Source organism: Pantoea sp. App145 (genome assembly GCF_047947045.1).
Lineage (GTDB): Bacteria > Pseudomonadota > Gammaproteobacteria > Enterobacterales > Enterobacteriaceae > Pantoea.
Window position 1 is genome coordinate 3,177,861 of sequence record NZ_CP133290.1, and the last position, 25,835, is coordinate 3,203,695.

The window sequence follows — 25,835 nt, forward strand, 5'->3', positions numbered from 1 at the left end:
ACGCAAAATATGACGGGTAAAAAAGAGAGTGGTGATGCGGTGCGTCGGATGCGTGCCGTTTTACGGAGGAGGCTAAATGGATGAGTTTAAACCGGAAGACGAGTTAAAACCTGATGCCAGTGACCGCCGTCCCACGCGGCCCCGCAAATCGTCGTCTGCACCGAAAGTAAAAGTGCCGGTTTCCCGTCAGCATATGATGATGGGTATCGGGATTTTGGTTCTGTTGCTGTTGGTGCTGGGTATCGGCTCTGCGCTGAATGGCGGCGATGAAAGCAAGAAGCCAGCGAATACGGCAGGTAATACCGGCAATAACAGCGCTGCTCCTGCGACTGGCGGTTCGGAAAAGAATATTGATCTCTCCGGCTCGACCTCCATGAGCGGCCAGCAGAACGCAGCACCGTCAACCGCAGGTGGTGCGACGCCAGATACCAGTAATCCGCAGACGGACGCGAACGGTTCTCAATCCATTTCGATGCCTTCCGTTTCATCGACTCCTACTCAGGCTGCACCGGTTGAAACACCACCGAACCAGCAGCGTGTCACCTTGCCGGGCGATCTCAACAGCGCGCTGAATAATCAGCAGGGGCAGGTTGATAACGCCGCACAGGGTGCACAGGTTAACAGTTCACTGCCGACAGCTCCCGCGACCGTAAGCGGCAGCGGTAAAGCTATCACTCCGCCGATTGCACGCGAAGAGAAACCACGTGCCAGCAGCCAGCGTGAAACGCACCCGAGTTCGCATAAAGCGCCAGCGGCCAGCAAGCCAGCGGTCAGAGAGAGCAAAACACAGTCGACAGTGGCCCACAGCGCTGCACCCGTCAGCAGTGGTGGTGCCAGCAAATCTCTGCCTTCAGGCAACTATACGCTGCAACTGAGCGGGGCATCGAAGGCCGAGAGCCTGAATGCCTGGGCGAAGAAACAGAATCTCAGTGGCTACCATGTGTATAAAACCAGCCGTAATGGTCAGCCATGGTATGTGCTGGTGAGTGGTTCTTATGCCACACCGGCTGATGCCAAACGCGCGGTCTCTTCGCTGCCAGCTGAAGTCCGGGCGCAAAATCCCTGGGTGAAACCCCTGAGCCAGGTTAAAAAAGAGAGCGAATAATCATTGTGGGGCCGCATTCACGTGGCCCCGTTTTAAGCGCAGATCTGCTGTCGGTTCCGCCACAGCCAATAATTAAGATGTAATAACCACGACAGCATGAAAAAAAATCGCGCTTTCCTGAAATGGGCTGGAGGGAAATACCCGCTCCTTGACGATATTCGTCGTCATTTGCCACCAGGCGACTGCCTGATCGAGCCTTTTGTTGGCGCGGGTTCTGTGTTTCTTAACACGGACTACGAGCGCTATCATCTGGCCGATATCAACAGTGACCTGATTAATCTGTACAACATTGTCAAAACGCGCACTGCGGAATTTATTGACGATGCCCGTAAGCTATTCACGCCGGAAACTAACTGTGCGGAGTTTTACTACGCGCAGCGCATCGCTTTCAATGCCAGCCGGGATATCTATCAGCGGGCGGTGTTGTTTCTGTATCTCAACCGCCATGGTTACAACGGCCTGTGCCGCTACAATCTGCGGGGCGAGTTCAATGTGCCGTTTGGTCGATATCGCAAACCTTATTTTCCGGAAGCGGAACTGTTGTGGTTTGCTGAGCGGTCGCAAAAAGCCACCTTTGTCTGCGAATCGTACGATGTTACTCTGAACCGCGCTCATAAAGGCTCGGTGGTGTATTGCGATCCGCCATACGCCCCCCTGACAGCGACGGCTAATTTTACCGCCTACCACACCAACAGTTTCAGCCTGTACGAGCAGCAGCATCTGGCGGAACTGGCGGCAATGCTGGCGGAAGAGAGCAGGATCCCGGTATTGATTTCCAACCACGATACCAAGCTGACGCGTGAGTGGTACCGGAATGCGGTATTACACGTTGTCAAAGCCCGGCGTTCCATCAGCCGAAGCATAAGTGGTCGCACGCACGTAGACGAACTGCTGGCGCTTTTCCGCTAGCCTGTTTCGTCCGCGACCAACGCATTACGCCAGTGCACGCTGGCGCACAAAATTGGGAGAATCGGATGAAACAATTTTTACTGGCCCCTTCAATCCTCTCTGCTGACTTTGCCCGTCTGGGTGAGGATACCGCCAGGGCGCTGGCTGCAGGTGGTGACGTGGTGCATTTCGATGTGATGGATAACCACTATGTTCCCAATCTGACCATGGGGCCGATGGTGCTGAAAGCGCTGCGCGATTACGGCATCACTGCTCCCATTGACGTTCATCTGATGGTGAAACCGGTTGATGAACTCATCCCGGCATTTGCCAAAGCCGGTGCCAGCTACATCACCTTCCATCCTGAAGCCAGCCAGCATGTCGATCGTACACTGCAACTGATCAAAGAACACGGCTGTAAGGCGGGCCTGGTGTTCAACCCGGCGACACCGCTCAGCTATCTTGATTACGTCATGGATAAACTGGATATCATCCTGCTGATGTCGGTGAATCCTGGCTTTGGCGGTCAATCCTTTATTCCCGGTACGCTGGATAAACTGCGCCAGGCGCGTCGCCTTATCGACCAGAGCGGCTACGATATCCGTCTGGAAGTGGATGGTGGCGTAAAAATTGACAACATCGCTCAGATCGCTGCCGCCGGTGCCGACATGTTTGTCGCCGGTTCTGCCATTTTTGGCCACCCCGATTACAAAAAAGTGATCGATGATATGCGCAGCGAACTGGAGAAAGTTAATGGCTCATTTCACTGATATTCGCGCGCTGGCGTTTGATCTTGATGGCACGCTGGTGGACAGCGCGCCAGGTCTGGCACAAGCCATCGATCATGCTTTGGCCGATCTGCAATTGCCACCCGCTGGCGTGGCGCGCGCCTCGACCTGGATTGGCAACGGTGCGGATGTGATGATGACCCGGGCATTGACCTGGACACTGGGTCGTGAACCACAAGAGAATGAACAGCGTGATGCGCGTACGCTGTTTGATAAGTATTACGCAGAGACGGTGGAAGCAGGAAGTACGCTGTTTCCCCAGGTGAAAGCCACGCTGGCAAAACTGGCTGAAAAAGGGTTGCCGCTGGCGATTGTCACCAATAAACCCACGCCGTTTGTTGCGCCTTTACTGGCCTCGCTGGGGATTGCCGAATACTTTTCACTGATCATCGGCGGTGACGATGTGGTGGTGAAAAAGCCGCATCCCGCAGCGATCTTCCTCGTACTGGGACGATTTGGCGTGCTACCGCAGCAATTACTGTTTGTTGGCGATTCACGCAATGATATCCTCGCTGCCCAGGCGGCAGGCGTACCAAACATCGGCATGACCTTTGGCTACAACTACGGCGAACCTATTGCCAGCAGCCAACCCGATTTAACTCTCGACTCTTTTGACGAACTTTTGCCCGCTCTCGGGCTGTGAATATCAGGACATAAGCATGAGCAAACCCATCGTTTTCAGCGGCGCCCAGCCTTCAGGTGAACTGACCATTGGCAACTATATGGGTGCGCTGCGTCAGTGGGTGCAGATGCAGGATGATTTCCACTGCATTTACTGCATCGTCGATCTGCACGCCATTACCGTTCGCCAGGACCCGGTAGCGCTGCGTAAAGCTACGCTGGATACGCTGGCGTTGTATCTTGCCTGTGGTATCGATCCGAACAAGAGCACCATTTTTGTTCAGTCGCATGTGTCGGAGCACGCTCAACTGAGCTGGATCCTCAACTGCTACGCCTACTTCGGCGAGCTGAGCCGCATGACGCAGTTCAAAGACAAATCCGCCCGCTACGAAGAGAACATTAACGCCGGTCTGTTTGATTACCCGGTGCTGATGGCGGCTGACATCCTGCTGTATCAAACCAACCAGGTTCCGGTGGGGGAAGATCAGAAGCAGCATCTGGAACTGAGCCGCGATATCGCACAGCGTTTCAACGCGTTATATGGCGATATCTTTAAGGTACCGGAGCCGTTCATTCCGAAATCGGGTGCACGCGTGATGTCGCTGCTGGAACCGACCAAAAAGATGTCGAAATCAGACGACAATCGCAACAACGTGATTGGTCTGCTGGAAGATCCTAAAGCGGTGGTGAAGAAGATCAAACGTGCAGTGACGGATTCCGAAGAGCCGCCAGTGGTGCGCTATGACATCAAAGAGAAAGCCGGGGTATCGAACCTGCTGGATATTCTCGCGGGTGTGACGGGTAAAACCATCGCCGAGCTGGAGCAGGAGTTCGAAGGCAAAATGTATGGCCACCTGAAAGGTGCGGTCGCGGACGCGGTTTCCGGCATGCTGAGCGAGTTGCAGGAGCGTTACTATCGCTATCGCAACGACGAGGATTTCCTCAACCAGGTGATGCGTGATGGCGCGACCAAAGCCCGTGCTCATGCGCAGGAAACGCTGAAAAAAGTCTACGAAGCGGTTGGCTTTGTTGCCCAGCCGTAAGCGGCAGCACAGGTAAATCAGAACGGCGGGCCATTATGGCCCGCTGTTTTTTTATCAGAACCAGCGCAACTGCGAACGCAGACCTACCACGCGTCCCACAATAATCAGCGCCGGGCTGGCAAACTGTTGAGCCAGCGTCGCCAGCTCGCCAAGCGTACCCGTTGCCACGCGTTGTTGTGGCGTGGTGCCGTTTTGCACCAGCGCGACTGGCATTTCCGCTTCCATGCCATGCAACATCAGCTGCCGCTGAATCTCCGGTGCCTGCGTCAGGCCCATATAAAACACCAGCGTCTGCTGTTCAGCCGCCAGCTTTTGCCACTCAATTTCTCCATGCTGTTGCAAATGGCCAGTGACAAAACGCACGCTCTGCGCGTGATCGCGGTGGGTAAGCGGAATGCCGCTGTAGGCCGCACAGCCTGATGCGGCGGTAATGCCGGGCACCACGCTGAAAGGAATATTATGCTGCGCCAGGACTTCCAGCTCCTCACCCCCGCGCCCAAAGATAAAAGGATCGCCGCCTTTGAGTCGCACCACGCGTTTGCCACGTTGTGCCTGCTCCAGCAGCAATTGATTGATCTCCGATTGCGGAACGCAGTGGTGTCCGGCGTGTTTACCCACGAAGATACGCTCCGCATCCCGGCGGACCAGATTGAGGATCGGGTCTGACACCAGGCGGTCATACACCACCACATCAGCCTGCTGGATATGCTGTAAACCCTTCAGCGTCAGCAAACCTGCATCCCCTGGCCCGGCACCCACCAGCACCACTTCACCTTGCTGCGACAGCGGGGCATCGAACAAAGTATCGACCAGGACATCCGCGCGGGGTTGATCTCCGTTGGCAAGTGATTGCGCCAGTCGGTCACTGGCGAAGAAGCGCTCCCAGAAATGACGACGCTGCGCCATGCTGTTAAAACGCTTTTTCACCCGCTCACGCAGTGAACCCGCCAGGGCCGCCAGTTGCCCGAGATGTTGTGGCAGCATGGCTTCCAGTTTTTCGCGCAGCAGACGTGCCAGCACCGGTGCGCGGCCGCCAGAAGAGACGGCAATCATTAGCGGTGAGCGGTCGATAATCGAAGGCATGATGGCGCTGGCCTGTTCCGGTGCATCCACCAGGTTACAAAAAATCCGACGTGCTTCTGCGGCTGCGCCTACCTGTTGATTCACGGCATCATCATCGGTGGCGGCAATCACCAGCCAGCAGCCATCCAGCCAGGCTTCAGTGAAGGCTCCATTCAGTAGCACCACTTTCCCTTGTTGTGCCCATTGCTGAAAAGCAGGGGAGAAATCCAATGCGCCGACATGCAGGTCAGCACCGGCGTCCAATAGCAGGCGTGCTTTACGCTCCGCGACATCACCACCGCCCACCAGCAAACAACGCTTGCTGTGAAGGCGACAAAACAGGGGAAAGTAATCCATAGCTGATCCTAAAAAAGCCCGCTCGGGGCGGGCTGTCATATGCGTTATGCCGATTTAAGTGCGCTGGTCTGGGTTTCCGGCTGTGGCCGTTGTGCCTGCGGTGTGGCGTACCAGTAACCGAGGCCCATCAGCACCATACCGGAGAACATGTTGCCCAGCGTCACCCACAGCAAATTATGGCCGATACCTTGCAACGTCAGATCGGCATTATGCTGACCAAACCATGACAGCGCAAAGAGCGTCATATTGGCGACCGAGTGTTCGTAGCCAGAGGCGATAAACGCCAGCAGACACCACCAGATGGCAAGAAACTTTGCTGCGCCTTCGGTGCGCACGGCCATCCAAATCGCCAGGCAAACCAGCCAGTTACATAACGCGCCTTTAAAGAACAGCGCCATCGCGGTCTGGCTGGTTTTAGCCAGCGCAGCAGTGTGAATCAGGGAACCGGGATTGGGCAGCAGTGCTCCTGCCGCATAGTAGTAAATCAACGCTACCAGCACCGAACCAAGCAAGTTGCCGAGCCAGGTCTGCGGCAGAACGCACCACATCTGGCCGTGGGTGATGGTCCTCGCTTTCACCCCAATGGTGAGGAACATGGTATGACCGGTAAACAGCTCCGACCCGGCGATAAGCACCAGTGTCAGCGCGATACCAAAGGTTGCCCCCATTAACAGCGGACGGTATGCCGGGTCGGCAAGATTGCCAAGGGTGAAGATCAGGATAATCGCCAGCCCGACATAAGCACCGGCCATCGCCGATCCAATCCAAAACGCCAGCGGGCTTTGCTGCGCAGTGTGCACAATACGCGCCGCGTTGGCGGCGCATTTTTCCAGGGTATCAGTAAACATAAAAATATCTCATAAAGTAAAAAAAGTGGTTCAGGTACAGACTTCTACCCAGCCAAGATGAACCCGTACTGGGTAGCTCGCTATGGAGCGAGTTTCATCTTCAAGGCATAGGCCATCGCTCAAACGGAAGCGCTGTTTTTTCAGTGGGCTGGCGACCCACAACGCCTGCTGATGCTCGGCAATAATGCCGCGTGACAGCACGCCAGCTTCAGCAAAAGGATCGATATTACTCAGGGCGAACAACTGCTCATCATCCTGTGGACGGAAGATAGCAATCTGTTTCCCTGCAACCATCGCGCATACGCCAGTTGCGGGTAAAATCTGGTTCAGTTCACAAAGGGGATACCACTGACTCATGCGTCGGTTTCCTCAAGCAGGGTGGCGTTAATTCGTTCGGCGGGACGCGCGGGGCGATGCTGATCGCGTACTTTAATATGTTGTACCAATGGGTCGCGCTGGTCACTGTTGATAAAGGTGGCAAAGTGCTGCTGCTGCGTATCGTTAACCGCGGCAGCCCATTCGCATTCCACCAGGTTGCGCAGGCGCGTCAGCTCATCTTCAAGCTGGCTGTTCACACCAAGCTTGTCATCGACAATCACGCTGCGCAGGTAATCAATGCCGCCCTCCATATTTTCCAGCCAGACGGAGGTACGTTGCAGGCGGTCACCAGTGCGGATGTAGAACATCATGAAACGGTCGAGATAATGCAGCAACGTGTCGCGATCGAGGTCGGCAGCCAGCAGATCGGCATGACGTGGTTTCATCCCGCCGTTGCCGCAGACATACAGGTTCCAGCCTTTTTCGGTGGCGATCACGCCAACGTCTTTACCCTGCGCTTCGGCGCATTCACGCGTACAACCAGAGACCCCAAACTTCATCTTGTGTGGGGTGCGGATGCCTTTGTAGCGGTTTTCCAGTTCGATGCCGAAACCAAGGCTGTCACCGACACCGTAGCGACACCAGGTACTGCCGACGCAGGTTTTCGCCATGCGCAACGCTTTGGCATAGGCCTGGCCGGTTTCAAAGCCAGCGGCAATCAGCTGTGACCAGATGGCGGGCAGGTCATCGCGTTGTGCACCAAACAGGCCGATACGCTGCGAACCGGTGATTTTGGTGTAGAGATTATACTGGCGTGCTACTGCACCGATGGCCATCAACCCTTCCGGGCTGATTTCGCCGCCTGCAGAGCGTGGGATCACCGAATAGGTGCCGTCTTTCTGGATGTTGCCGAGGAACAGATCGTTGCTGTCCTGTAACGGCGTGTGTTGAGGCTTGAGAATGTGTTCGCTCCAGCAGGAGGCCAGCAGCGAACCGACAGTCGGTTTACACACTTCGCAACCATAACCCTGGCCGTATTTCGCCAGCAGCGCATCGAACGATTTGATCTCTTCGACCCGAATCAGGTGATACAGCTCCTGACGTGAATAAGGGAAGTGGGCGCACAGATGGTTGTTCACCTCGATACCCTGGCGGCTCAGTTCCGCATTCAGCACCTGCGTAATCAACGGAATACAACCGCCACAGCCCGTACCCGCGCGGGTTTCAGCTTTCAGTGCCGCGACGGTGTGGCAGCCATTCTTCACGGCGTTGACGATATCGCCTTTGCTGACATCGAAGCAGGAGCAGATTTGCGCGCTTTCCGGCAATGCATCAACGCCGATCGACGGCTTCTCGCCGCTGCCTGCGGGCAGGATCAGCAACTCCGGCCGTTCCGGCAGGGTGATTTTATTCAGCGCCAGCTGCAACAGGTTACCGTAGTCGCTGGTGTCGCCCACCAGTACCGCGCCGAGCAGCGTTTTGTTGTCTTCACTGACGATCAGACGCTTGTAAATGGATCGTTGTTCATCGAGCCAGACATAGCTACGTGCGCCAGGCGTCCGTCCGTGGGCATCACCAATGCCGCCGACATCCACACCCAGCAGTTTTAGCTTGGCGCTCATATCCGCACCGGCAAAGATATTATCGCGGCCGACTAAGGTATCGCTGGCGACCTGCGCCATTTTGTAACCGGGAGCCACCAGACCAAAAGTCCGGTTCTGCCAGGCGGCACACTCACCAATGGCGAAAATGGCCGGATCGCTGGTTTGGCAGCGGTCATCAATGGCGATGCCCCCGCGCGGGCCGAGTGGCAGGCCGCATTGCTTCGCCAGCTGGTCCTGTGGGCGAATACCGGTGGAGAACACAATAAAATCCACATCCAGCGTGCTGTCATCGGCGAATTGCAGGGTTTTACCGCCTTTGCTGTGATGGACAATTTGCCGGGTGTTTTTTGCCGTATGTACATACACACCCATCTGCTCAATCTTGCGACGCAGTTGTACGCCACCCTGGGCGTCGAGCTGCTCTGCCATCAGGACCGGCGCGAACTCAATCACATGGGTTTCAATGCCGAGATTTTTCAGCGCCCCTGCGGCTTCCAGCCCGAGCAGACCGCCGCCAATCACCGCACCGCGTTGGCTGCGACGCGCACAGGCTTCAATCGCGTTAAGGTCTTCAATGGTGCGATAGACAAAACAGTCGCTGCCTTCCGAACCCTGAATCGGTGGGATCCACGGATAAGAGCCGGTCGCGAAAATCAGTGTGTCATAATGCACCGCCCGGCCGGTATTGGAGTGAATCAGTTTTTCATCACGGTTGATGGTGATGGCGCGTTCACCCAACAGCAGATTGACCTGATGTTTTTCATAGTAACCTTTGCGCACCAGCGAAAGTTCTTCTGCGGTGTGATGGGAAAAATAGGCGGACAGGTGGACACGGTCGTAAGCGACCCGCGGCTCTTCGCAAAAAACGGTGATCGCAAACTGGCCGGGTTCGGCCTTGTCGATCAGTTCTTCAATAAAGCGGTGGCCAACCATGCCGTTGCCAATAATGACGACGTTGTGTTTGCTCATGCTTGCCTCAAAATTAAAATATCTGAGGCTACCTTAACGCGCGCGTTCAGGGGCTTATTGATGTATATCAAATGCGCTTTAATATACCCATTTTGAGGTATGTAACTGATTTTGAACACATTCGTAGTGACGTCAGGTTCGTGCTAGCTTAAGACGTTGTGTTTCAACGGGAGAATGGCATGGCGACGACATCACTGAAGTGGATCAACAACCTGCGCTTAGCGGGGCGGGATGGGCTGTGGCAAATCGAAATCGAACAGGGAAAAATTACCTGCGTGGTGCCCCAGTCGGCAGCCTGTAGCGTGCAGGAAGGGGTGCTGGATGCGGAAGGTGGGCTGGCAAGCGCTCCCTTTATTGAGCCGCATATCCATCTTGATACCACGCAAACCGCTGGGGAACCGGCCTGGAATCAGTCTGGTACGCTGTTTGAGGGCATTGAACGCTGGGCTGAGCGTAAAGCGTTGCTCAGCCATGAAGATGTGAAACAGCGTGCGAAACAGACGCTGAAGTGGCAAATCGCCAACGGTATCCAGCATGTCCGTACCCATGTGGATGTCTCCGATCCCTCGCTCACTGCGCTGAAAGCCATGCTGGAAGTGAAGGCGGAGATGGCACCGTGGATTGATATCCAGATTGTTGCCTTTCCGCAGGAAGGCATCCTGTCATATCCCAACGGAGAAGCTCTGCTGGAAGAGGCGCTGCGCCTCGGTGCCAACGTGGTGGGCGCGATCCCCCATTACGAATTTACCCGTGAGTATGGCGTCGAGTCGTTACATAAAGCCTTTGCGCTGGCGAATCGTTATGACCGGCTGGTGGATGTGCACTGTGACGAAATCGATGATGAGCAGTCGCGCTTTGTGGAAACCGTGGCGGCGCTGGCCCATCGAGAGGGCATGGGCGAACGCGTTACCGCCAGCCATACCACGGCGATGCATTCGTATAACAACGCCTACACCTCGCGTTTATTCCGCCTGCTGCGTCTGTCGAAGATTAACTTTGTTGCCAACCCGCTGGTGAATATTCATTTGCAGGGCCGCTTTGACAGCTATCCAAAACGACGCGGCATTACCCGGGTAAAGGAGATGCTGGAGGCCAATATCAATGTCTGCTTCGGTCACGATGATGTGTTTGATCCCTGGTATCCACTGGGCACCGCCAACATGTTGCAGGTGCTGCATATGGGGCTGCACGTTTGCCAGCTGATGGGGTATGAACAGATTGACGCGGGATTGCAGCTGATCACCACCCATAGCGCCAAAACCCTGCAGCTGACGCATTACGGTATCGAACCGGGCAATGATGCCAGCCTGATTATTCTGCCGGCAGACAGCGGCTTTGATGCGGTGCGGCGTCAGGTGCCGGTGCGTTATTCGTTGAGAAAAGGCGAACTGGTGGCGGCAACGGAGCCAGCGCGAAGTGAAATCTATTTGCAGGAGGCGGAAGCGGTCACCTTCCGGCGGTAAGGAGCGGGGCGGACTGACGTCCGCCCCTCTATCTTAATGGGTAATATGGCCGTGCTGGCGATGTTTGGTGACAAAGCCGAGCAGGACACACATCACGAACACCACGGCATACAAGCCATTCGCCGTTGCCAGTGCGGCATGCGCACCACCACTCGCCACAATCGGGCCGGTAACCACAAAAGTCAGCATGGTGCCGACCGTACCGCAGGTCAGGATAAAGTTAACCAGCTTCGGTGAGGACGCTTTGGTTTGCAGCGAACCGAGGGTGATGATGGTGGTGTAGATGGCGCTGGAACTGAAGCCGAGCGTCATGATGATCCAGTGCAGCATACTGGCGTCACTGGTGCTGACAAACCAGTACATCAGCACGGTGGCAATGGCCGCCAGCACCATCAGGATGCGTTGCAGATCAAAGAAGCGCAGCAGGAAGCTGAATACCCACATGCCCACCATATAGGCTGTCCAGAAATTCCCGACCAGCTGGCCCGCAGCCGCGATATCCATACCCATGGTTTTGGTGGCGTATTCCGGCACCCAGGAAATGAAGCCGAGCTGACCGAGGATGTAGCACAGTGCGGCAATCGACAGGAACAGCACGCCGAGACCCCATTTCTCTTTCTCCGCCGCCTGGGTTTCGCTGTTGTTTTTCAGCACCGGGAACTCCACGCACAGCGCCAGCACGAAGATGGCGAGGTAAAGCACACCGATGCAGGCGTAGACCCAGTACCACGGCAGAGCACGCGCCAGCAAAATACCCGCAATGATGGGAAACACCGTACCAGCCATACTGAAGAAGGAGTCAGTAAACAGCAGACGTGAACCGCGCTGACGGCCATCATACAGATGGGTAATCAGGAAGGTTCCGATCGACATGGTAATGCCGCTCACCACGCCGAGCACAAACATGCACAGCGAGAACACGGACAGGTTGTGGCTGGTCATCAGACCCAATACCGCCAACACCATCAGCACAAAGCCAAATATCAGCTGACGTTTTAACGGCACAATCACCATTAACCAGGCGTTCAGAAAGACGGCAACCAGAATGCCGGTATTGAGGAAGGTAAAAGTGTTGCTCATTTCTGAGATGGGTAACTGGAAATATTGCGCGATATTGTCCAGCACCATCCCGGTCACAATCACCAATGCGCCAGTCAGCGCATATGAGAAAAAGCTAATCCAGGTAAGGCCAATGCGATTACGGTTTGTCATGTTGGGAACCTGTTTTGAGCACCGAAGTTGGCAAAAAGTGTCATGAATTGTAAATGCAACTGTGACCTTAATAAACAAAGAGTGAAATATGGTTATCAGATTTCATTAATAGTGTGATTCAGGTCACGCAAATGATTGCGTGGCGCGGGATTGGGGACATTTACCGTCGCCGCGTAAATATAAGTAAAACGCTGGCTCTTGTATTACATGCTCTTTACAATCAATCTCGTTTTTGAGCTGGCTCTCCATGGTAAGGAATCTTTCATGTTTAAACGTACTTTGACAGCGGCCGTAGCCCTGTTAGCGCTCTCATCTATTTCCGCTTCCGCCCTGGCGGCGAAAGGTGATCCCCATGTTCTGCTCACCACCTCTGCGGGCAATATCGAACTCGAATTGAATGCACAGAAAGCCCCGGTTTCGGTGAAAAACTTTGTTGATTACGTCAATAACGGTTTCTACAACAACACGATTTTCCATCGTGTGATCCCTGGCTTTATGGTGCAGGGTGGTGGCTTCACCACCGATATGCAGCAGAAGCAAACCAACGCACCGATTAAAAACGAGGCGGATAACGGCCTGCGTAACCTGCGTGGCACCATCGCGATGGCGCGTACCGCAGAAAAAGACAGTGCGACCAGCCAGTTCTTTATTAATGTCGCCGACAATGCCTTCCTCGATCACGGTCAGCGTGATTTCGGTTACGCGGTATTTGGTAAAGTTGTGAAAGGAATGGATGTGGCCGATAAGATGGCTCAGGTGCCGACCAAAGATGTGGGTCCGTACCAGAATGTGCCGTCAAAACCGATCGTTATCCTTTCCGCGAAAATCCTGCCCTGATTTATCGGCGCGTCATTTCGTGATGGCGCGTCCTGCCGCTCTCCGGCAAAGCGAATATTTGCTGCTTATACTTAGGGCAAATTGCTTGCCGGAGGCTCTATGACCAGCAAACTGACCGACAAACAGAAAGCCACGCTGTGGCAACAACGCCGTGCTGCCAGTTATCAGGCTAGCTGCCGTCTGGCGGGTTATGCGCTGAACGAAGCCGCGATCACACCTGAACAGGCTTCAGCCCGGCTGACCTCGCTAAGGAGGCAATATGGCGGATAACACTCTGGCGGTACGCGATCCCTATCTGTGGCATAACGATAGCGTGCTGAAAAACCGTCTGGATATTCACGATAGTGCACAGTTACGCAAAGCTGAGCTGGCGTTCAGTGCTGCGCGACTCGCCACGCTGGAACTGGCTCCGCGCAACAGCGGTATGCCGTGGCTATGTCATATTCATCGCACGCTGTTTCAGGATCTCTACAGCTGGGCCGGTGAGTTGCGCACGGTCGATATCTGGCGCGATGACACCCCTTATTGCCACTGCGCTTATATCGAGAAAGAAGGCAACAGCCTGATGAGCGCGCTGGCGGATGAAGAAGGACTGGCCCATCTGGCGCAGGATGAGTTTGTCGCGCGCCTTGCACATTACTATTGCGAGATCTATGTGCTGCACCCGTTCCGGGCCGGTAATGGTCGAACCCAGCGTATCTTCTTCGAGCAGCTGGCGTTACATGCCGGTTATCTGCTGACGTGGGATAAGCTGGACCGTGATAGCTGGCGTGCGGCGATTCGCGATGCCGTCGAGGGCGATTTAACCGCGCTCAGCGCGCAATTTGCGAAAGTGGTAAGTCCCGCCCGTTAAAATGCGTAGAATGGCGGCGGTTTTACCGGCCTGAGGGCGCTATGCTGCTGCTAATTGATAATTACGACTCCTTCACCTGGAATCTCTACCAGTATTTCTGCCAGCTGGGCGCTGACGTCAGGGTGGTGCGCAATGATGCCATCACCCTGGACGAGATGGATGCGCTCCCCCTGAGCCATCTGGTGATTTCACCTGGCCCCTGTACGCCGGACCAGTCCGGTATCTCGCTGGCGGCCATCCGCCATTTTGCCGGTCGTCTGCCGATCCTTGGTGTGTGCCTCGGTCATCAGGCGATTGCTCAGGCTTATGGTGCCCAGGTGGTGCGTGCGCGTCAGGTAATGCATGGCAAAACGTCAGCGATTCGCCATAACGATAGCGGTGTGTTTCGCGGGCTGAACAATCCTCTCACCGTGACCCGTTACCATTCGCTGATTGTGGCGCGGGATTCTCTGCCTGACGCGTTTGAGGTCACGGCCTGGAGCCTGCGCGAGGGGGAGCCTGATGAAATTATGGGGTTCCGTCATAAAACGCTGCCACTGGAAGGGGTACAGTTCCATCCGGAAAGTATTCTCAGTGAACAGGGACATCAGCTGCTGGCAAATTTCCTGCGGCCTTAAGTTGTGTTTGCCTTTGTGTGATTTTTTATGCATATTTTGTGATTATAATTTCACGTCAACTCAACAAATAACCCGATGAGGTCGGCAATGGCAGCAGAAAAACTAGCGGTAACCCGGGAAACGTTCGATAACGTAATTTTGCCTGTTTATGCACCTGCGCAGTTTGTGCCGGTTAAAGGCAAGGGTAGCCGAGTCTGGGATCAGCAGGGCAAAGAATATATCGATTTTTCCGGCGGCATCGCAGTGACTGCGCTCGGCCATTGCCATCCGGCGCTGGTGGAAACGCTGAAAACCCAGGGTGAAACCCTGTGGCACACCAGCAACGTATTTACCAATGAACCGGCGCTGCGCCTGGCAAGCAAACTGATTGCGGCCACCTTTGCCGAGCGCGTGTTCTTTGGCAACTCTGGTGCGGAAGCTAACGAAGCCGCGTTCAAACTGGCGCGTTATTACGCCTGCAAAAAACACAGCCCGTTCAAAAGCAAAATCATCGCCTTCCACAATGCGTTTCATGGACGCACGCTGTTTACCGTCTCGGTTGGCGGCCAGCCAAAATACTCCGATGGTTTTGGCCCAAAACCGGCGGATATCGTGCATGTGCCTTACAACGACCTGGCGGCGGTAAAAGCGGTAATTGATGATCACACCTGCGCCATCGTGGTCGAGCCGATTCAGGGCGAAGGCGGCGTGATGCCGGCTACCCCGGAATTTATGCAGGGTCTGCGTGCCTTATGCGATGAATACAAGGCGCTGCTGGTGCTGGACGAAGTGCAGAGCGGCATGGGACGCAGTGGCAAACTGTTTGCTTACGAACACTACGGCATCACCCCGGACATTATCACCACGGCGAAAGCGCTGGGCGGTGGTTTCCCGGTGAGCGCCATGCTGACGACCAATGAAATCGCTTCAGTGATGGCACCTGGCGTGCACGGCACCACTTATGGCGGTAACCCGCTGGCCTGTGCGATTGCCGAAACGGCGCTGGATATCATCAACACGCCTGAAGTGCTGGACGGTGTTGAAGCTCGTCGTCAGCAGTTTGTCGCGGCGCTGAAAGCGCTGGATAGCAAGTTTGATCTGTTCAGTGACATCCGTGGAAAAGGCCTGCTGATTGGTGCAGCGCTGAAGCCGCAGCACGCCAGCAAAGCACGCGATATCCTGCATGCCGCTGCGGCGGAAGGTTTGATGATCCTGACAGCCGGTACCGATGTGATCCGTTTCGTCCCGTCGCTGGTGATTGAGCCGACCGATATCGAAGAAGGGATGGCGCGCTTTGCCGTGGCGGTAGAGAAGGTACTGGCGGCGTAATTCAGTTTTTCACCCGCAAGCCCATCAGCCAGCGACCATGATGCGGTCGCTGGCTCCACGCCAGTGAAGAGATGGTGTGCATCACGTTAAGGTGTTGCAGAATCCGCTTCACATGCTGCTCAACAATGGTCACCGCACCCTCATTAATATTTTCCGGCGCTTCCAGCACGTTGCTGTCGTTGCCCGGCCCGTCATATTCCAGCCGCTGCTGACAACGCTGCAACGCGATTTCGCAGGATTGCAGATACTTCTCGGCGAGCTTTGGCGTCAGCATGGTGTGCTCGCGCGCCAGAATCGTCATGGCGTTGATGTGTTCGACAATAAACTGGCTGTGCGTCACCCATAAGCGCATATCTTTCAGATACTGCGGGTTAAAACCCGGTTCGGTCATCGCCTGATTGAGCGAGTTAAACATGGCGTTGTGTGCCTGGTTAACCTTAATGCGCTGGTAGGCCAGCTTCTCCGGCGACTGCTCCGGCCCGAGCAGCAGCTGCAACGCTTCCTGGTCAGCCTCCAGCGCGTCATGTGCGTTCTTACGGAGCAAGCCGCTTTGCCACTGTGGCCACAGCCAAATCATGCCGCCAAAGGCAATCAGGCATCCCATCAGCGTATCCATCATGCGTGGCAACAGGAACTGTGCACCGTTGAGCGACAGCAACTGAAGCGAGTACACCGCCGTTACCGTAAAGCCAATCATCGACCAGCCGTAATATTTACGCGTCACCAGATAGCTGGCGAGGGTGATCGCCAGCATAAACAGCAGGGTGATGGATTTCGGCACGGCAAAACGCAGCGAGGCAGCCGCGATCAATAGCCCGGCGAAGGTGCCGAGGGCACGGTGCTGGATACGTACGCGAGTGGCGCTGTAGCCGTTCTGGCTGACGAACATGGTGGTCATCAGAATCCAGTAGGGTTTGGGGATGTTAAAGAACAACGCCAGCGCGCTGCCAAACATCAGCATTACGGCAAAACGCGCTGCGGTGCGTAACGCCGGGGACTTTAGCGACAGGTAACTGCGCAGCGCCGGAAAAAACGGCAAACGTCGCTGGCGGTCGGCCATCAGGTCACGGGTATAAAGAGGTTTCTGCGTGCGCAGGACGCGGGCTATCCGACTGAAATGGTACAGGCAAAAATTACCGACCGGATTATCCGGGTGCTGGCGCGCAATCTTTTCCAGCGCCCCGAGCTGCTTCTCCATATGAAAGCGCTCCGGCAACTGGTGATAGAGGATAGCATCGGCCAACAGCCGCAGCCGCGCCGATATGGTCTTCGCATTCCAGCGGATCACCGCTTCAGCATGGCTCTGCTCCACCAGTTTTTGCACTTCTTCAGGCTGATGCAGGCTGACCGAGATGTGTTCCTGGAGATCGAGTGCCACCTGGAAGGCACGCGTCAGACGTTTATGGCTGTTGTTACGGCTGGCAGACAGCATATGCATTTGCTGATAACAGGTGGTGATCAGGTCGACCGCTTTTTGCTGCCGGGCCAGCAGTGGGGGGAGCGCTTTTTCCGGATCGGTCAGCTGCGTCAGCAGGGTATATTTGGCATCGCAATAATCCGCCAGCTCGCGATACAGCAGGCTGAGGGTTTCACGCATCGGCTGTTCTTTCCACAGCCAGAACCAGAGCCAGTTAAACAGCCCGTACCACAGCGTGCCGCCGATATACAGCAGCGGCGGTACCCATATCGGCATGCGTCCTGCGAGGCTGAGTGTGAAGATGGCGGCGATAAGGGTGCCGGGCAGCAAACGGCCATGCAACGGACTGATTTCGCCGGTGACGCCCACCAGCAGCGGCAGAGCCAGCATAATCAGCGGCAAAGGAACATGGTAATCCGTCAACCACTGAATCAGAAAGCTGCCGGTGGCAAACAGGGATCCGCCGACAATCAGGCGTTTAAAGAAACGTTTATGTGGTGTATCCAGACCCGCGATATTGCAGCAGGCGGGAACCAGCGAGAACAGCAAACCTTTTTGCAGGTCACCAAACAGCCAGCCGAGAGCCACGGGCAGGCAAAGCACCAGCGTTTGCCGCAGGGCATAATTAACTTCGGGATGATAGATGATTCGACGCCACATCAGCTCATCGTAGACAAAAACGGCGCGATGTGACCATCACGCCGTGGGTGAGAAGGAATTAGCGGGTGCCGTAAACGACGATGGTTTTACCATGTGCGGAGATCAGGTTTTGATCTTCCAGCATTTTCAGAATACGGCCAACTGTCTCGCGTGAGCAGCCAACGATCTGACCAATTTCCTGACGGGTGATTTTGATCTGCATCCCGTCCGGGTGGGTCATGGCATCAGGCTGTTTGGCCAGATTGAGCAGCGTCTGCGCAATGCGACCGGTCACATCAAGGAAGGCAAGGTTGCCGACTTTTTCTGATGTCACCTGCAGGCGACGTGCCATCTGCGCCGAAAGACGCATTAAAATATCCGGGTTTACCTGAATCAGCTGACGGAATTTTTTGTAGGAAATTTCAGCCACTTCGCAGGCAGTTTTTGCTCGTACCCAGGCACTGCGTTCCTGACCTTCTTCAAACAGGCCAAGCTCGCCGATGAAATCCCCCTGATTGAGGTAGGAGAGAATCATCTCTTTGCCTTCTTCATCTTTAATCAGTACCGCAACGGCACCTTTCACGATGTAGTAGAGCGTTTCCGCTTTTTCACCCTGGTGAATCAGGGTGCTTTTGGATGGATATTTGTGAATATGGCAATGGGACAGGAACCATTCGAGTGTAGGGTCTGTTTGCGGTTTGCCGAGAACCATTCGCTATTATCCTCTGTTGTAATCGTGCCCAAAACACAGGGGGCAATTTTCCCTGTCAGGCGGTGAAATCGTAGAGCGCTTCCAGTAAAGGAAATTATTCGGGTGGACTCTTAAGCCAGGCTTCTGATTCTTCCCGCCTTCGTCTGTTACGACGAAAATATTTTCAGCTCTGTTTGTAGCACAGCTTTTGCTAGCTGTCTTGTGTTGTCTCGCTTCAGCAAAAGGGCGATTAGTCTGGATTGCTGTTTCTCAGGTGAAAGCGTACTCTGGCGGCAAATCAGCTTGGTCAGGAGAAAGAATAATGCAGGCACGAGTCAAATGGGTGGAGGGGCTTACCTTTCTCGGAGAATCCTCATCGGGTCATCAGGTATTAATGGATGGGAACTCGGGTGATAAAGCGCCGAGTCCGATGGAGATGGTGCTGATGGCGGCGGGTGGTTGCAGCGCGATTGACGTGGTGTCTATCCTGCAAAAAGGGCGCAATGAAGTGACCGATTGCGAGGTGAAACTCACTTCTGAACGTCGTGAAGAAGCGCCACGGATTTTTACACACATCAATCTGCATTTTATTGTCAGCGGCAAAGCGCTGGGCGATAAAGCGGTGGCGCGTGCGGTGGATTTGTCGGCAGAGAAATATTGTTCGGTGGCGATCATGCTGGGCAAAGGGGTCGACATCACCCACAGCTATGAGGTTATCGAGCTATAGCACGAACGTAGCGGCGCGATAAATCGCGCCGATACGGAAATGACGGATTATTCAATCCGTTTACCTTCAATCAGCCGCTGCACCAGCGGTGTCATAATCAACTCCATCGCCAGCCCCATTTTGCCACCCGGCACCACCAGGGTGTTCATATGCGAGATAAAGGAATCCTGAATCATCGCCAGCAGGTAAGGAAAGGCAATACCTTCCAGCCCACGAAAATGGATCACCACAAAGCTTTCATCCAGCGACGGAATCTCACGTGCGGCAAACGGATTTGAGGTATCAACGGTAGGTACGCGCTGGAAGTTGATATGGGTGCGCGAGAACTGTGGCGTAATGAAGTTGATGTAATCCTCCATCGAACGTACCACCGAATCCATCACCGCTTCGCGCGAATGACCGCGTTCGCTGGTGTCGCGAATCAACTTCTGAATCCACTCGAGGTTCACAATCGGCACCACGCCGACCAGCAAATCCACATGTTCGGCCACATTGTGTTGCTGTGTCACGACGCCGCCGTGCAAACCCTCATAAAACAGCACATCCGTGTTTTCCGGCAGCGGTTGCCAGGGCGTAAAGGTGCCGGGAACCTGATTCCACGGCACGGCTTCATCATAGGTGTGAAGATATTTGCGCGACTGCCCGAGACCGGATTGTCCGTATTGTCTGAAGGTTTGCTCCAGCAGGCCAAAATCGTTGGCCTCCGGTCCGAAGTAGCTGATATGACGGCCCAGATCGCGCGCTTTGCGGATCGCCATGTCCATCTCTGGACGCGTATAACGATGGAAACTGTCGCCTTCCACTTCTGCGGCGTGCAGATCCAGCTGCTGGAAAATTTTCCGGAAGGCAAGGCTGGTGGTGGTGGTTCCGGCTCCGCTGGAACCGGTAACGGCGATAACTGGATGCCTGGCTGACATGACAAAGCTCCCTGTGAAGTCCGGCGATGAGCATTGTTAGCACGAAATGCCGGGATGTGCATTAGCCGCGAAATTCACCGCGCGCCATGATATTGACGGTTTCGTGCAGTTCAGACCACACCAGTACCGCCTCGCCACGCTCCAGCTGGCGGCGCACATCGGCGACCTTCTGCGCCAGACTGCGCTCCTGTTCACCGTAGTCGGTGCCTTCGCGTAATACAAAGGCTTCAATCAGGTTTTCCAGCGTTTCGGGGTCGAGTTGTTGCCACGGTATAATCACGATCACATATCCAGATAAGTTGATAGCCACTGTGGCACGCGTTGCTCCAGCCACATTTGCGGGCGCAGCAATGTCCCGCCGACAAAGCCAACGTGGCCGCCTTGCTGCGTCAATTGGTATTCAATTGACGAGGACAGCTGCTCCGGTTGCGGGATAACTGCGTCAGTCATAAAGGGATCGTCTTTGGCGTGAATGATCAGCAGCGGCTTACGGACATTGATTAAGTGCGGCATGGCGCTGGCGCGGTGATAATAGTCCCCCGCATCGATAAAACCGTGCGCCCGTGAGGTGACGGCATCGTCAAAGTCGCGCAGACGCCGCAGGGTGCGTAGCTGGCGTAAATCCACCGGCAAGGTACCGGGCCAGGCGCGCAGCTTGCGCTTCGCATTTTTTTTCAGCTGCGTCAGCAAATAATGCTGATAAAAGCGTGAGAAACCGTTCTCCAGTTTCTGGCTGCACGGCTCCAGCAGCAGCGGTGCCGAGATAGCGACGGCGGCATCAAAAGGCGCATCACTGCCCTCCATCCCGGCGAGGCACGCCAGCATATTCGCGCCGAGCGAGACGCCCACTGCAGTGGTTGGCACTGTGCCCCATTCACGCCTTAACCAGCGCAGGAAATAGCTCGCGTCTTCCGTTTCGCCGGAATGGTAAATACGATGCAGGCGATTGGGTTCGCCACTGCAACCACGAAAGTGCATCACCACTGCCAGCCAGCCACGCGCCTGACATGCCTGCATCAACCCGTGGGCATAGGGGCTGTGGAAACTTCCCTCTAAGCCGTGAAACAGGACCATGCGCGGTTTATGGGCGGCCTGCACCGGATCTTCACTCCACGCGAGATCGACGAAATCACCATCCGGCAAATCAAGACGCTGCCAGTGCGGACGCAGGGTAACACGCCGCCGCAGCAGGCGCGGGAGCAGGGTTTGCAGATGCGGATTGCGAAAGCCGCTCAGCGGGACGAAGGTCTCGCCGGGCGGAGAATCAAAATTACTGTGGTAAACGCTTGTCTGATGCATATCTCGCTGATAGTTTCGATGGGTTTTTGGCTTTCCTGGGTGAGGAGCACCCGAATCAACATGGAACTAAGTCTGTTTTTATCAATGCTGGGCTTTCTCTGGGTCGCTGCGATCACGCCAGGGCCTAATAATATGTTACTTACCGCCTCCGCTGCCAACTTTGGCTTTCTGCGTACCTTCTCGTTGTTAATCGGCATCATGATTGGTATGCAGGTGATGCTGCTGATGGTGGCCTTTGGCGTGGGTAGTCTCATCCTACTCTATCCTTCCCTTCATCTGGTTCTTAAAATTGCCGGTAGCCTCTATCTGTTGTGGCTGGCGTGGAAAATTGCTACCGCCGAGTATGAGACGCTGGACACGGATGCGGCACCTCCGGTACCCACGCCGTTCTGGCAGGGAGGGTTGCTGCAACTGATTAACCCGAAAGCCTGGCTGATGGCGCTGGGTGCGGTTGCCAGCTTTAGCCTGGCCGGGGCCGCCTATCTGCATTCCGTGGTGGCCATCAGCATCGGTATGGCGCTGGTCAACGTGGTCTCCGGGGTGATCTGGATGGGGTTTGGTTCGATCATCGGCCGTCTGCTGCGCAGCCCACGGGCGTGGAAAATCTTTAACCTGGCGATGGGGATTTTGACTGCCGCCTGTGTGCTGTTGATTTGGCACTGAGTAAACCCGAGGCGCGGCAACGCGCCTTTTTGCTGTTTGCGCATAGCCTTGCCCGATGTTGATCTAAGAACCGATTTTCATTAGGGATAATTTTTAATTCCTTTATGAAACCATTGCTGCTGGCGACACTGCACCCAACATAAAAATATTGGGGTGCAAGATGATGGCAGTGAAGAAAACCATAACCACGTTAGCCGCAGCGCTGGCGTTGCTGACCTTCCAGGCCGAGGCGGTTAGCGTCACGGTGGCGTATCAGACCTCTGCGGAACCGGCCAAGGTGGCACAGGCCGATAACACCTTTGCCAAAGAGAGCGGAGCCAGCGTTGACTGGCGAAAGTTCGATAGCGGGGCCAGCGTGCTGCGCGCCCTGGCCTCCGGCGACGTGCAGATTGGCAATATCGGCTCCAGTCCACTGGCGGTGGCCGCCACACAGCAACTGCCCATTGAAGCCTTCCTGTTAGCCTCGCAGCTCGGTAATTCCGAGGCGCTGGTGGTGAAGAAATCCATCAGCAATCCCAAAGACCTGATCGGCAAACGTATCGCCGTCCCCTTTATCTCCACCACCCATTACAGCCTGCTGGCCGCATTGAAGCACTGGGGCATCAAACCCACCGATGTGCAGCTGGTTAACCTGCAACCGCCCGCAATCATTGCCGCCTGGCAGCGTGGCGATATTGACGGCGCTTACGTCTGGGCACCGGCGGTCAATGAACTGGAAAAGGATGGCAAAGTGCTGACCGACTCCTCACAGGTCGGCAAATGGGGCGCACCGACGCTGGATGTCTGGGTGGTGCGTAAAGACTTTGCACAGCAGCACCCGGATATCGTCACGGCGTTTGCCCGCAGCGCGCTGGAGGCGCAGAAAGCCTATATCGATAACCCGCAACAGTGGCTGCAACAGCCGGACAACCTGAGCAAGCTGTCGCGCCTGAGCGGGGTGCCGGAAGCTCAGGTGCCGGGGCTGGTGCAGGGCAACACCTATCTCACTGCCCAGCAACAGCTTGAGCAGCTTGGTAAGCCCGTCAATCAGGCGATTGTCGATACCGCGCATTTCCTGAAAGAGCAGGGCAAGGTGCCGGATGCGGCCAGTGATTACAGCGGCTTTGTCACCACCCGTTTCGTTGCTCCCTTAGTGAAATAACCGGAGGCTTTATGCTCAGCATCACTCATCTTAATGCGCGTTACGCCGGACAACCTGCGTTGCAGGACATCAACCTGCAACTGGATCAGCGTGAACTGTTGGTGGTGCTGGGACCGTCCGGGTGTGGCAAAACCACGTTACTCAATCTGATCGCCGGTTTTCTGCCGCTGGAATCCGGCAGCATCACGCTGGATGGCAAACCGGTGAACGGGCCGGGTGCCGAACGCGGCGTGGTGTTTCAGAACGAAGGGTTGCTGCCGTGGCGCAATGTGATCGACAACGTCGCCTTTGGTTTGCAACTGGCCGGGATGGCAAAGGCCGATCGCCATGCCATCGCCCGGCGCCTGCTGGGCAAAGTGGGGCTGGAAGGAGCGGAAAAGCGTTTTATCTGGCAGCTCTCTGGGGGTCAACGTCAGCGCGTGGGGATTGCGCGTGCGCTGGCGGCTGACCCTCAGCTGCTGCTGTTAGATGAACCCTTTGGCGCGCTCGATGCTTTTACCCGTGAGCAGATGCAAACCCTGCTGCTCACGCTGTGGCGCGATACCGGCAAACAGATCCTGCTGATTACTCACGACATTGAAGAAGCGGTGTTTCTCGCCAGTGAACTGGTACTGCTGTCGCCGGGGCCTGGGCGAGTAGTGGAACGACTGAAGCTCGATTTTGGGCAGCGTTTTGCCGACGGTGAGCCCTGCCGCAGTATCAAATCCGATCCCGCATTTATTGAACGGCGCGAATACGTGCTGAACCAGGTGTTTGCTCAGCGGGAGGTGTTCGCATGAGTGCGTTAATTGATGATAAAGCGCGTGCGGCGCGCCGCCGGAATCTGCGCTGGCCCTTTTCGCGTCAGCTGTCCCTGAGCCTGTTAAGTGTGGCGGTGCTGCTGCTGGTGTGGTGGGGGGTAACGGCGCTGGGCTTGATTGCGCCGCTGTTTCTGCCGCCACCGCAGCTGGTGCTGAAAAAGCTGCTGCTGATTGCCGGTCCACAAGGCTTTATGGATGCCACGCTGTGGCAGCATCTTGGTGCCAGCCTGACGCGGATGCTGGTGGCGCTGTTCTTCGCGGCGCTGATTGGCATTCCGGTAGGGATCGCCATGGGACTGAGCCCGTCGATTCGTGGCCTGCTTGATCCACTGATTGAACTCTATCGACCGGTGCCGCCGCTGGCTTATCTGCCGCTGATGGTGATCTGGTTCGGCATCGGTGAAACCTCAAAAATCTTACTGATTTACCTGGCGATCTTCGCGCCTGTCACCTTATCGACGCTGGCGGGCGTGAAGAACGCCCAGCAGGTACGTATCCGTGCGGCACAGGCGCTTGGGGCTACGCGCTGGCAATTGCTGCGCTGGGTGATTCTGCCGGGCGCGTTGCCGGAAATCCTCACTGGCTTGCGTATTGGTCTCGGTGTCGGCTGGTCAACGCTGGTGGCAGCCGAACTGATTGCTGCCACCCGTGGGCTGGGTTTTATGGTGCAATCGGCGGGCGAGTTCCTGGCAACGGATGTGGTGCTGGCGGGCATCGCGGTGATTGCGTTGATCGCTTTTAGTTTAGAACTGGGTCTGCGCGCCTTGCAGCGCCGTCTGACGCCCTGGAATGGAGAACAGCAATGAACGAACGTGTGACTTTCAGCGCGCTGGGGCCGTATATCGGTGCGCAGGTGAGTGATGTCGATCTCAGCCGCCCGCTGAGCGATGCGCAATTTGAACAGCTTTACCATGGCCTGCTGCGCCATCAGGTGTTGTTCCTGCGTCATCAGGTGATCACGCCCGAGCAGCAGCGCGCGCTGGCAGTGCGCTTTGGTGATTTACATATCCACCCGGTCTATCCGCATGCCGCCGGAGTGGAGGAGATCATCGTGCTGGATACGCATCAGGGCAACCCGCCCGATAGCGATAACTGGCACACCGATGTGACCTTTATCGAGACCCCTCCGGCGATCGCCATTCTGGCGGCCAAATTGCTGCCGGAAAGCGGCGGCGATACGCTGTGGGCCAGCGGGATTGCGGCGTATGAAGCGTTATCCGAACCGTTTAAAACGCTGCTGGCAGGATTGCAGGCGGAGCATGACTTCAAAAAAGCATTCCAGGAATTTAAATATCGCAAAACGGCTGAAGAACATCAGCGCTGGCAGCAGGCGGTGGCGAAGCACCCGCCGGTGCTGCATCCGGTGATCCGTACCCATCCGGTCAGCGGTCGCAAGGCGTTGTTCGTCAACGAAGGATTTACCACGCGGCTGGTTGGGCTAAGCGAGAAGGAGAGTGCGGCGCTGCTCGGCTTCCTGTTTGCGCACATTACCAAACCTGAGTTTCAGGTGCGCTGGCGCTGGCAGGAAAATGATGTAGCGATTTGGGATAACCGCGTGACACAGCATTATGCCAATGCGGATTATTATCCGGCGCGCCGGGTGATGCATCGGGCGACGGTGTTGGGGGACAAACCGGTGTAAAATGTC

Annotated in this window: 27 protein-coding genes; 17 read left to right on the plus strand and 10 right to left on the minus strand. The window is 55.7% G+C overall.

The genetic code is table 11. The annotated features are described in order from the left end of the window. The first annotated feature begins 76 nt into the window (after positions 1-76). The 5 genes from RCF31_RS14490 to trpS all read left to right on the plus strand — a co-directional run bounded on the left by RCF31_RS14490 (position 77) and on the right by trpS (position 4,445). Entirely contained in the window at positions 77-1,105 is a 1,029-nt protein-coding gene (locus RCF31_RS14490) for an SPOR domain-containing protein (RefSeq protein ID WP_416411375.1), read from the plus strand. Positions 1,106-1,201: 96 nt separating this feature from the next. Then, complete coding sequence (dam, locus tag RCF31_RS14495) at positions 1,202-2,014, plus strand: adenine-specific DNA-methyltransferase (protein ID WP_299447621.1); 813 nt, start codon at positions 1,202-1,204, stop codon at positions 2,012-2,014. Between the two features lie 65 nt (positions 2,015-2,079). Further along, on the plus strand, positions 2,080-2,763 hold the full coding sequence (gene rpe / locus RCF31_RS14500) for a ribulose-phosphate 3-epimerase (RefSeq protein ID WP_084877443.1): 684 nt from the start codon (positions 2,080-2,082) through the stop codon (positions 2,761-2,763). After that, positions 2,747-3,424, plus strand: coding sequence for a phosphoglycolate phosphatase (locus RCF31_RS14505; RefSeq protein ID WP_416411376.1), 678 nt, complete (start codon positions 2,747-2,749; stop codon positions 3,422-3,424). Before rpe ends, RCF31_RS14505 begins: the two co-directional genes overlap by 17 nt. Positions 3,425-3,440: 16 nt before the next feature. Next, positions 3,441-4,445, plus strand: a complete 1,005-nt coding sequence (trpS, locus tag RCF31_RS14510) for a tryptophan--tRNA ligase (RefSeq protein ID WP_416411377.1) — start codon at positions 3,441-3,443, stop codon at positions 4,443-4,445. A 54-nt stretch (positions 4,446-4,499) separates the two neighbouring features. Here the strand turns inward: trpS and cysG are convergent, their stop codons facing one another. The 4 genes from cysG to nirB are packed head-to-tail and all read right to left on the minus strand — an operon-like array spanning position 4,500 to position 9,603. Beyond that, positions 4,500-5,864 carry a siroheme synthase CysG gene (cysG, locus tag RCF31_RS14515; RefSeq protein WP_416411378.1) on the minus strand — a complete coding sequence of 455 codons (1,365 nt, stop codon included), beginning with the start codon at positions 5,862-5,864 and terminating at the stop codon, positions 4,500-4,502. 44 nt (positions 5,865-5,908) lie between these two features. After that, a complete protein-coding gene (nirC, locus tag RCF31_RS14520; RefSeq protein ID WP_416411379.1) occupies positions 5,909-6,712 on the minus strand; it encodes a nitrite transporter NirC in 804 nt (267 codons plus the stop codon). Between the two features lie 30 nt (positions 6,713-6,742). Then, on the minus strand, positions 6,743-7,069 hold the full coding sequence (nirD, locus tag RCF31_RS14525) for a nitrite reductase small subunit NirD (RefSeq protein WP_416411380.1): 327 nt from the start codon (positions 7,067-7,069) through the stop codon (positions 6,743-6,745). After that, on the minus strand, positions 7,066-9,603 hold the full coding sequence (gene nirB / locus RCF31_RS14530) for a nitrite reductase large subunit NirB (protein WP_416411381.1): 2,538 nt from the start codon (positions 9,601-9,603) through the stop codon (positions 7,066-7,068). Before nirB ends, nirD begins: the two co-directional genes overlap by 4 nt. Before the next feature lie 179 nt (positions 9,604-9,782). On the opposite strand from nirB, the gene RCF31_RS14535 reads away from it, so the two are divergent. Then, positions 9,783-11,066 carry a cytosine deaminase gene (locus RCF31_RS14535; RefSeq protein ID WP_416411382.1) on the plus strand — a complete coding sequence of 428 codons (1,284 nt, stop codon included), beginning with the start codon at positions 9,783-9,785 and terminating at the stop codon, positions 11,064-11,066. A gap of 33 nt (positions 11,067-11,099) precedes the next feature. Here the strand turns inward: RCF31_RS14535 and tsgA are convergent, their stop codons facing one another. Further along, positions 11,100-12,278, minus strand: a complete 1,179-nt coding sequence (gene tsgA / locus RCF31_RS14540) for an MFS transporter TsgA (protein ID WP_416411383.1) — start codon at positions 12,276-12,278, stop codon at positions 11,100-11,102. A gap of 264 nt (positions 12,279-12,542) precedes the next feature. Between tsgA and ppiA the strand changes: the two genes are divergently transcribed. The 5 genes from ppiA to argD all read left to right on the plus strand — a co-directional run bounded on the left by ppiA (position 12,543) and on the right by argD (position 15,893). Further along, positions 12,543-13,115 carry a peptidylprolyl isomerase A gene (gene ppiA / locus RCF31_RS14545; protein ID WP_299447602.1) on the plus strand — a complete coding sequence of 191 codons (573 nt, stop codon included), beginning with the start codon at positions 12,543-12,545 and terminating at the stop codon, positions 13,113-13,115. 99 nt (positions 13,116-13,214) lie between these two features. Continuing rightward, on the plus strand, positions 13,215-13,385 hold the full coding sequence (locus RCF31_RS14550; RefSeq protein ID WP_299447599.1) for a YhfG family protein: 171 nt from the start codon (positions 13,215-13,217) through the stop codon (positions 13,383-13,385). After that, positions 13,375-13,968 carry a putative adenosine monophosphate-protein transferase Fic gene (locus tag RCF31_RS14555; protein ID WP_299447596.1) on the plus strand — a complete coding sequence of 198 codons (594 nt, stop codon included), beginning with the start codon at positions 13,375-13,377 and terminating at the stop codon, positions 13,966-13,968. The genes RCF31_RS14550 and RCF31_RS14555 overlap by 11 nt, the downstream gene beginning before the upstream one ends. 41 nt (positions 13,969-14,009) lie before the next feature. Next, a complete protein-coding gene (locus tag RCF31_RS14560; RefSeq protein ID WP_208716729.1) occupies positions 14,010-14,585 on the plus strand; it encodes an aminodeoxychorismate synthase component II in 576 nt (191 codons plus the stop codon). Positions 14,586-14,672: 87 nt separating this feature from the next. Beyond that, positions 14,673-15,893, plus strand: coding sequence for a bifunctional acetylornithine/succinyldiaminopimelate transaminase (argD, locus tag RCF31_RS14565; protein WP_299447589.1), 1,221 nt, complete (start codon positions 14,673-14,675; stop codon positions 15,891-15,893). Between the two features lies 1 nt (position 15,894). On the opposite strand, the gene RCF31_RS14570 is transcribed toward argD, so the two are convergent. Together RCF31_RS14570 and crp are read right to left on the minus strand one after the other, a co-directional pair. Continuing rightward, positions 15,895-17,970, minus strand: a complete 2,076-nt coding sequence (locus RCF31_RS14570; protein WP_416411384.1) for a YccS/YhfK family putative transporter — start codon at positions 17,968-17,970, stop codon at positions 15,895-15,897. Between the two features lie 58 nt (positions 17,971-18,028). Beyond that, positions 18,029-18,661: a cAMP-activated global transcriptional regulator CRP gene (gene crp / locus RCF31_RS14575; RefSeq protein WP_013510795.1), complete on the minus strand. Its 633-nt coding sequence runs from the start codon at positions 18,659-18,661 to the stop codon at positions 18,029-18,031. Between the two features lie 301 nt (positions 18,662-18,962). Between crp and RCF31_RS14580 the strand changes: the two genes are divergently transcribed. Then, the gene (locus RCF31_RS14580; RefSeq protein ID WP_299447581.1) at positions 18,963-19,367 is read left to right on the plus strand and encodes an OsmC family protein; all 405 of its coding nucleotides are present in this window, start codon (positions 18,963-18,965) and stop codon (positions 19,365-19,367) included. Between the two features lie 47 nt (positions 19,368-19,414). Here RCF31_RS14580 and RCF31_RS14585 read toward each other — a convergent pair whose 3' ends face one another. The 3 genes from RCF31_RS14585 to RCF31_RS14595 form a co-directional block, all read right to left on the minus strand. Continuing rightward, entirely contained in the window at positions 19,415-20,284 is an 870-nt protein-coding gene (locus tag RCF31_RS14585; protein ID WP_299447578.1) for a phosphoribulokinase, read from the minus strand. Positions 20,285-20,345: 61 nt separating this feature from the next. Then, complete coding sequence (locus RCF31_RS14590; protein WP_084878611.1) at positions 20,346-20,564, minus strand: YheU family protein; 219 nt, start codon at positions 20,562-20,564, stop codon at positions 20,346-20,348. A 2-nt stretch (positions 20,565-20,566) separates the two neighbouring features. Next, on the minus strand, positions 20,567-21,583 hold the full coding sequence (locus RCF31_RS14595; protein ID WP_416411385.1) for a hydrolase: 1,017 nt from the start codon (positions 21,581-21,583) through the stop codon (positions 20,567-20,569). 60 nt (positions 21,584-21,643) lie between these two features. Here RCF31_RS14595 and RCF31_RS14600 point away from each other — a divergent pair, with 60 nt between their 5' ends. The 5 genes from RCF31_RS14600 to tauD all read left to right on the plus strand — a co-directional run bounded on the left by RCF31_RS14600 (position 21,644) and on the right by tauD (position 25,829). Then, on the plus strand, positions 21,644-22,246 hold the full coding sequence (locus RCF31_RS14600) for a LysE family translocator (RefSeq protein WP_313682990.1): 603 nt from the start codon (positions 21,644-21,646) through the stop codon (positions 22,244-22,246). Positions 22,247-22,406: 160 nt separating this feature from the next. Further along, the gene (tauA, locus tag RCF31_RS14605) at positions 22,407-23,387 is read left to right on the plus strand and encodes a taurine ABC transporter substrate-binding protein (RefSeq protein WP_416411386.1); all 981 of its coding nucleotides are present in this window, start codon (positions 22,407-22,409) and stop codon (positions 23,385-23,387) included. Positions 23,388-23,398: 11 nt separating this feature from the next. Then, a complete protein-coding gene (gene tauB, locus RCF31_RS14610; RefSeq protein ID WP_416411387.1) occupies positions 23,399-24,166 on the plus strand; it encodes a taurine ABC transporter ATP-binding subunit in 768 nt (255 codons plus the stop codon). Beyond that, a complete protein-coding gene (tauC, locus tag RCF31_RS14615) occupies positions 24,163-24,993 on the plus strand; it encodes a taurine ABC transporter permease TauC (protein WP_299447564.1) in 831 nt (276 codons plus the stop codon). The genes tauB and tauC overlap by 4 nt, the downstream gene beginning before the upstream one ends. Beyond that, a complete protein-coding gene (gene tauD / locus RCF31_RS14620; RefSeq protein WP_416411388.1) occupies positions 24,990-25,829 on the plus strand; it encodes a taurine dioxygenase in 840 nt (279 codons plus the stop codon). The genes tauC and tauD overlap by 4 nt, the downstream gene beginning before the upstream one ends. The last annotated feature ends 6 nt before the right edge of the window (positions 25,830-25,835 follow it).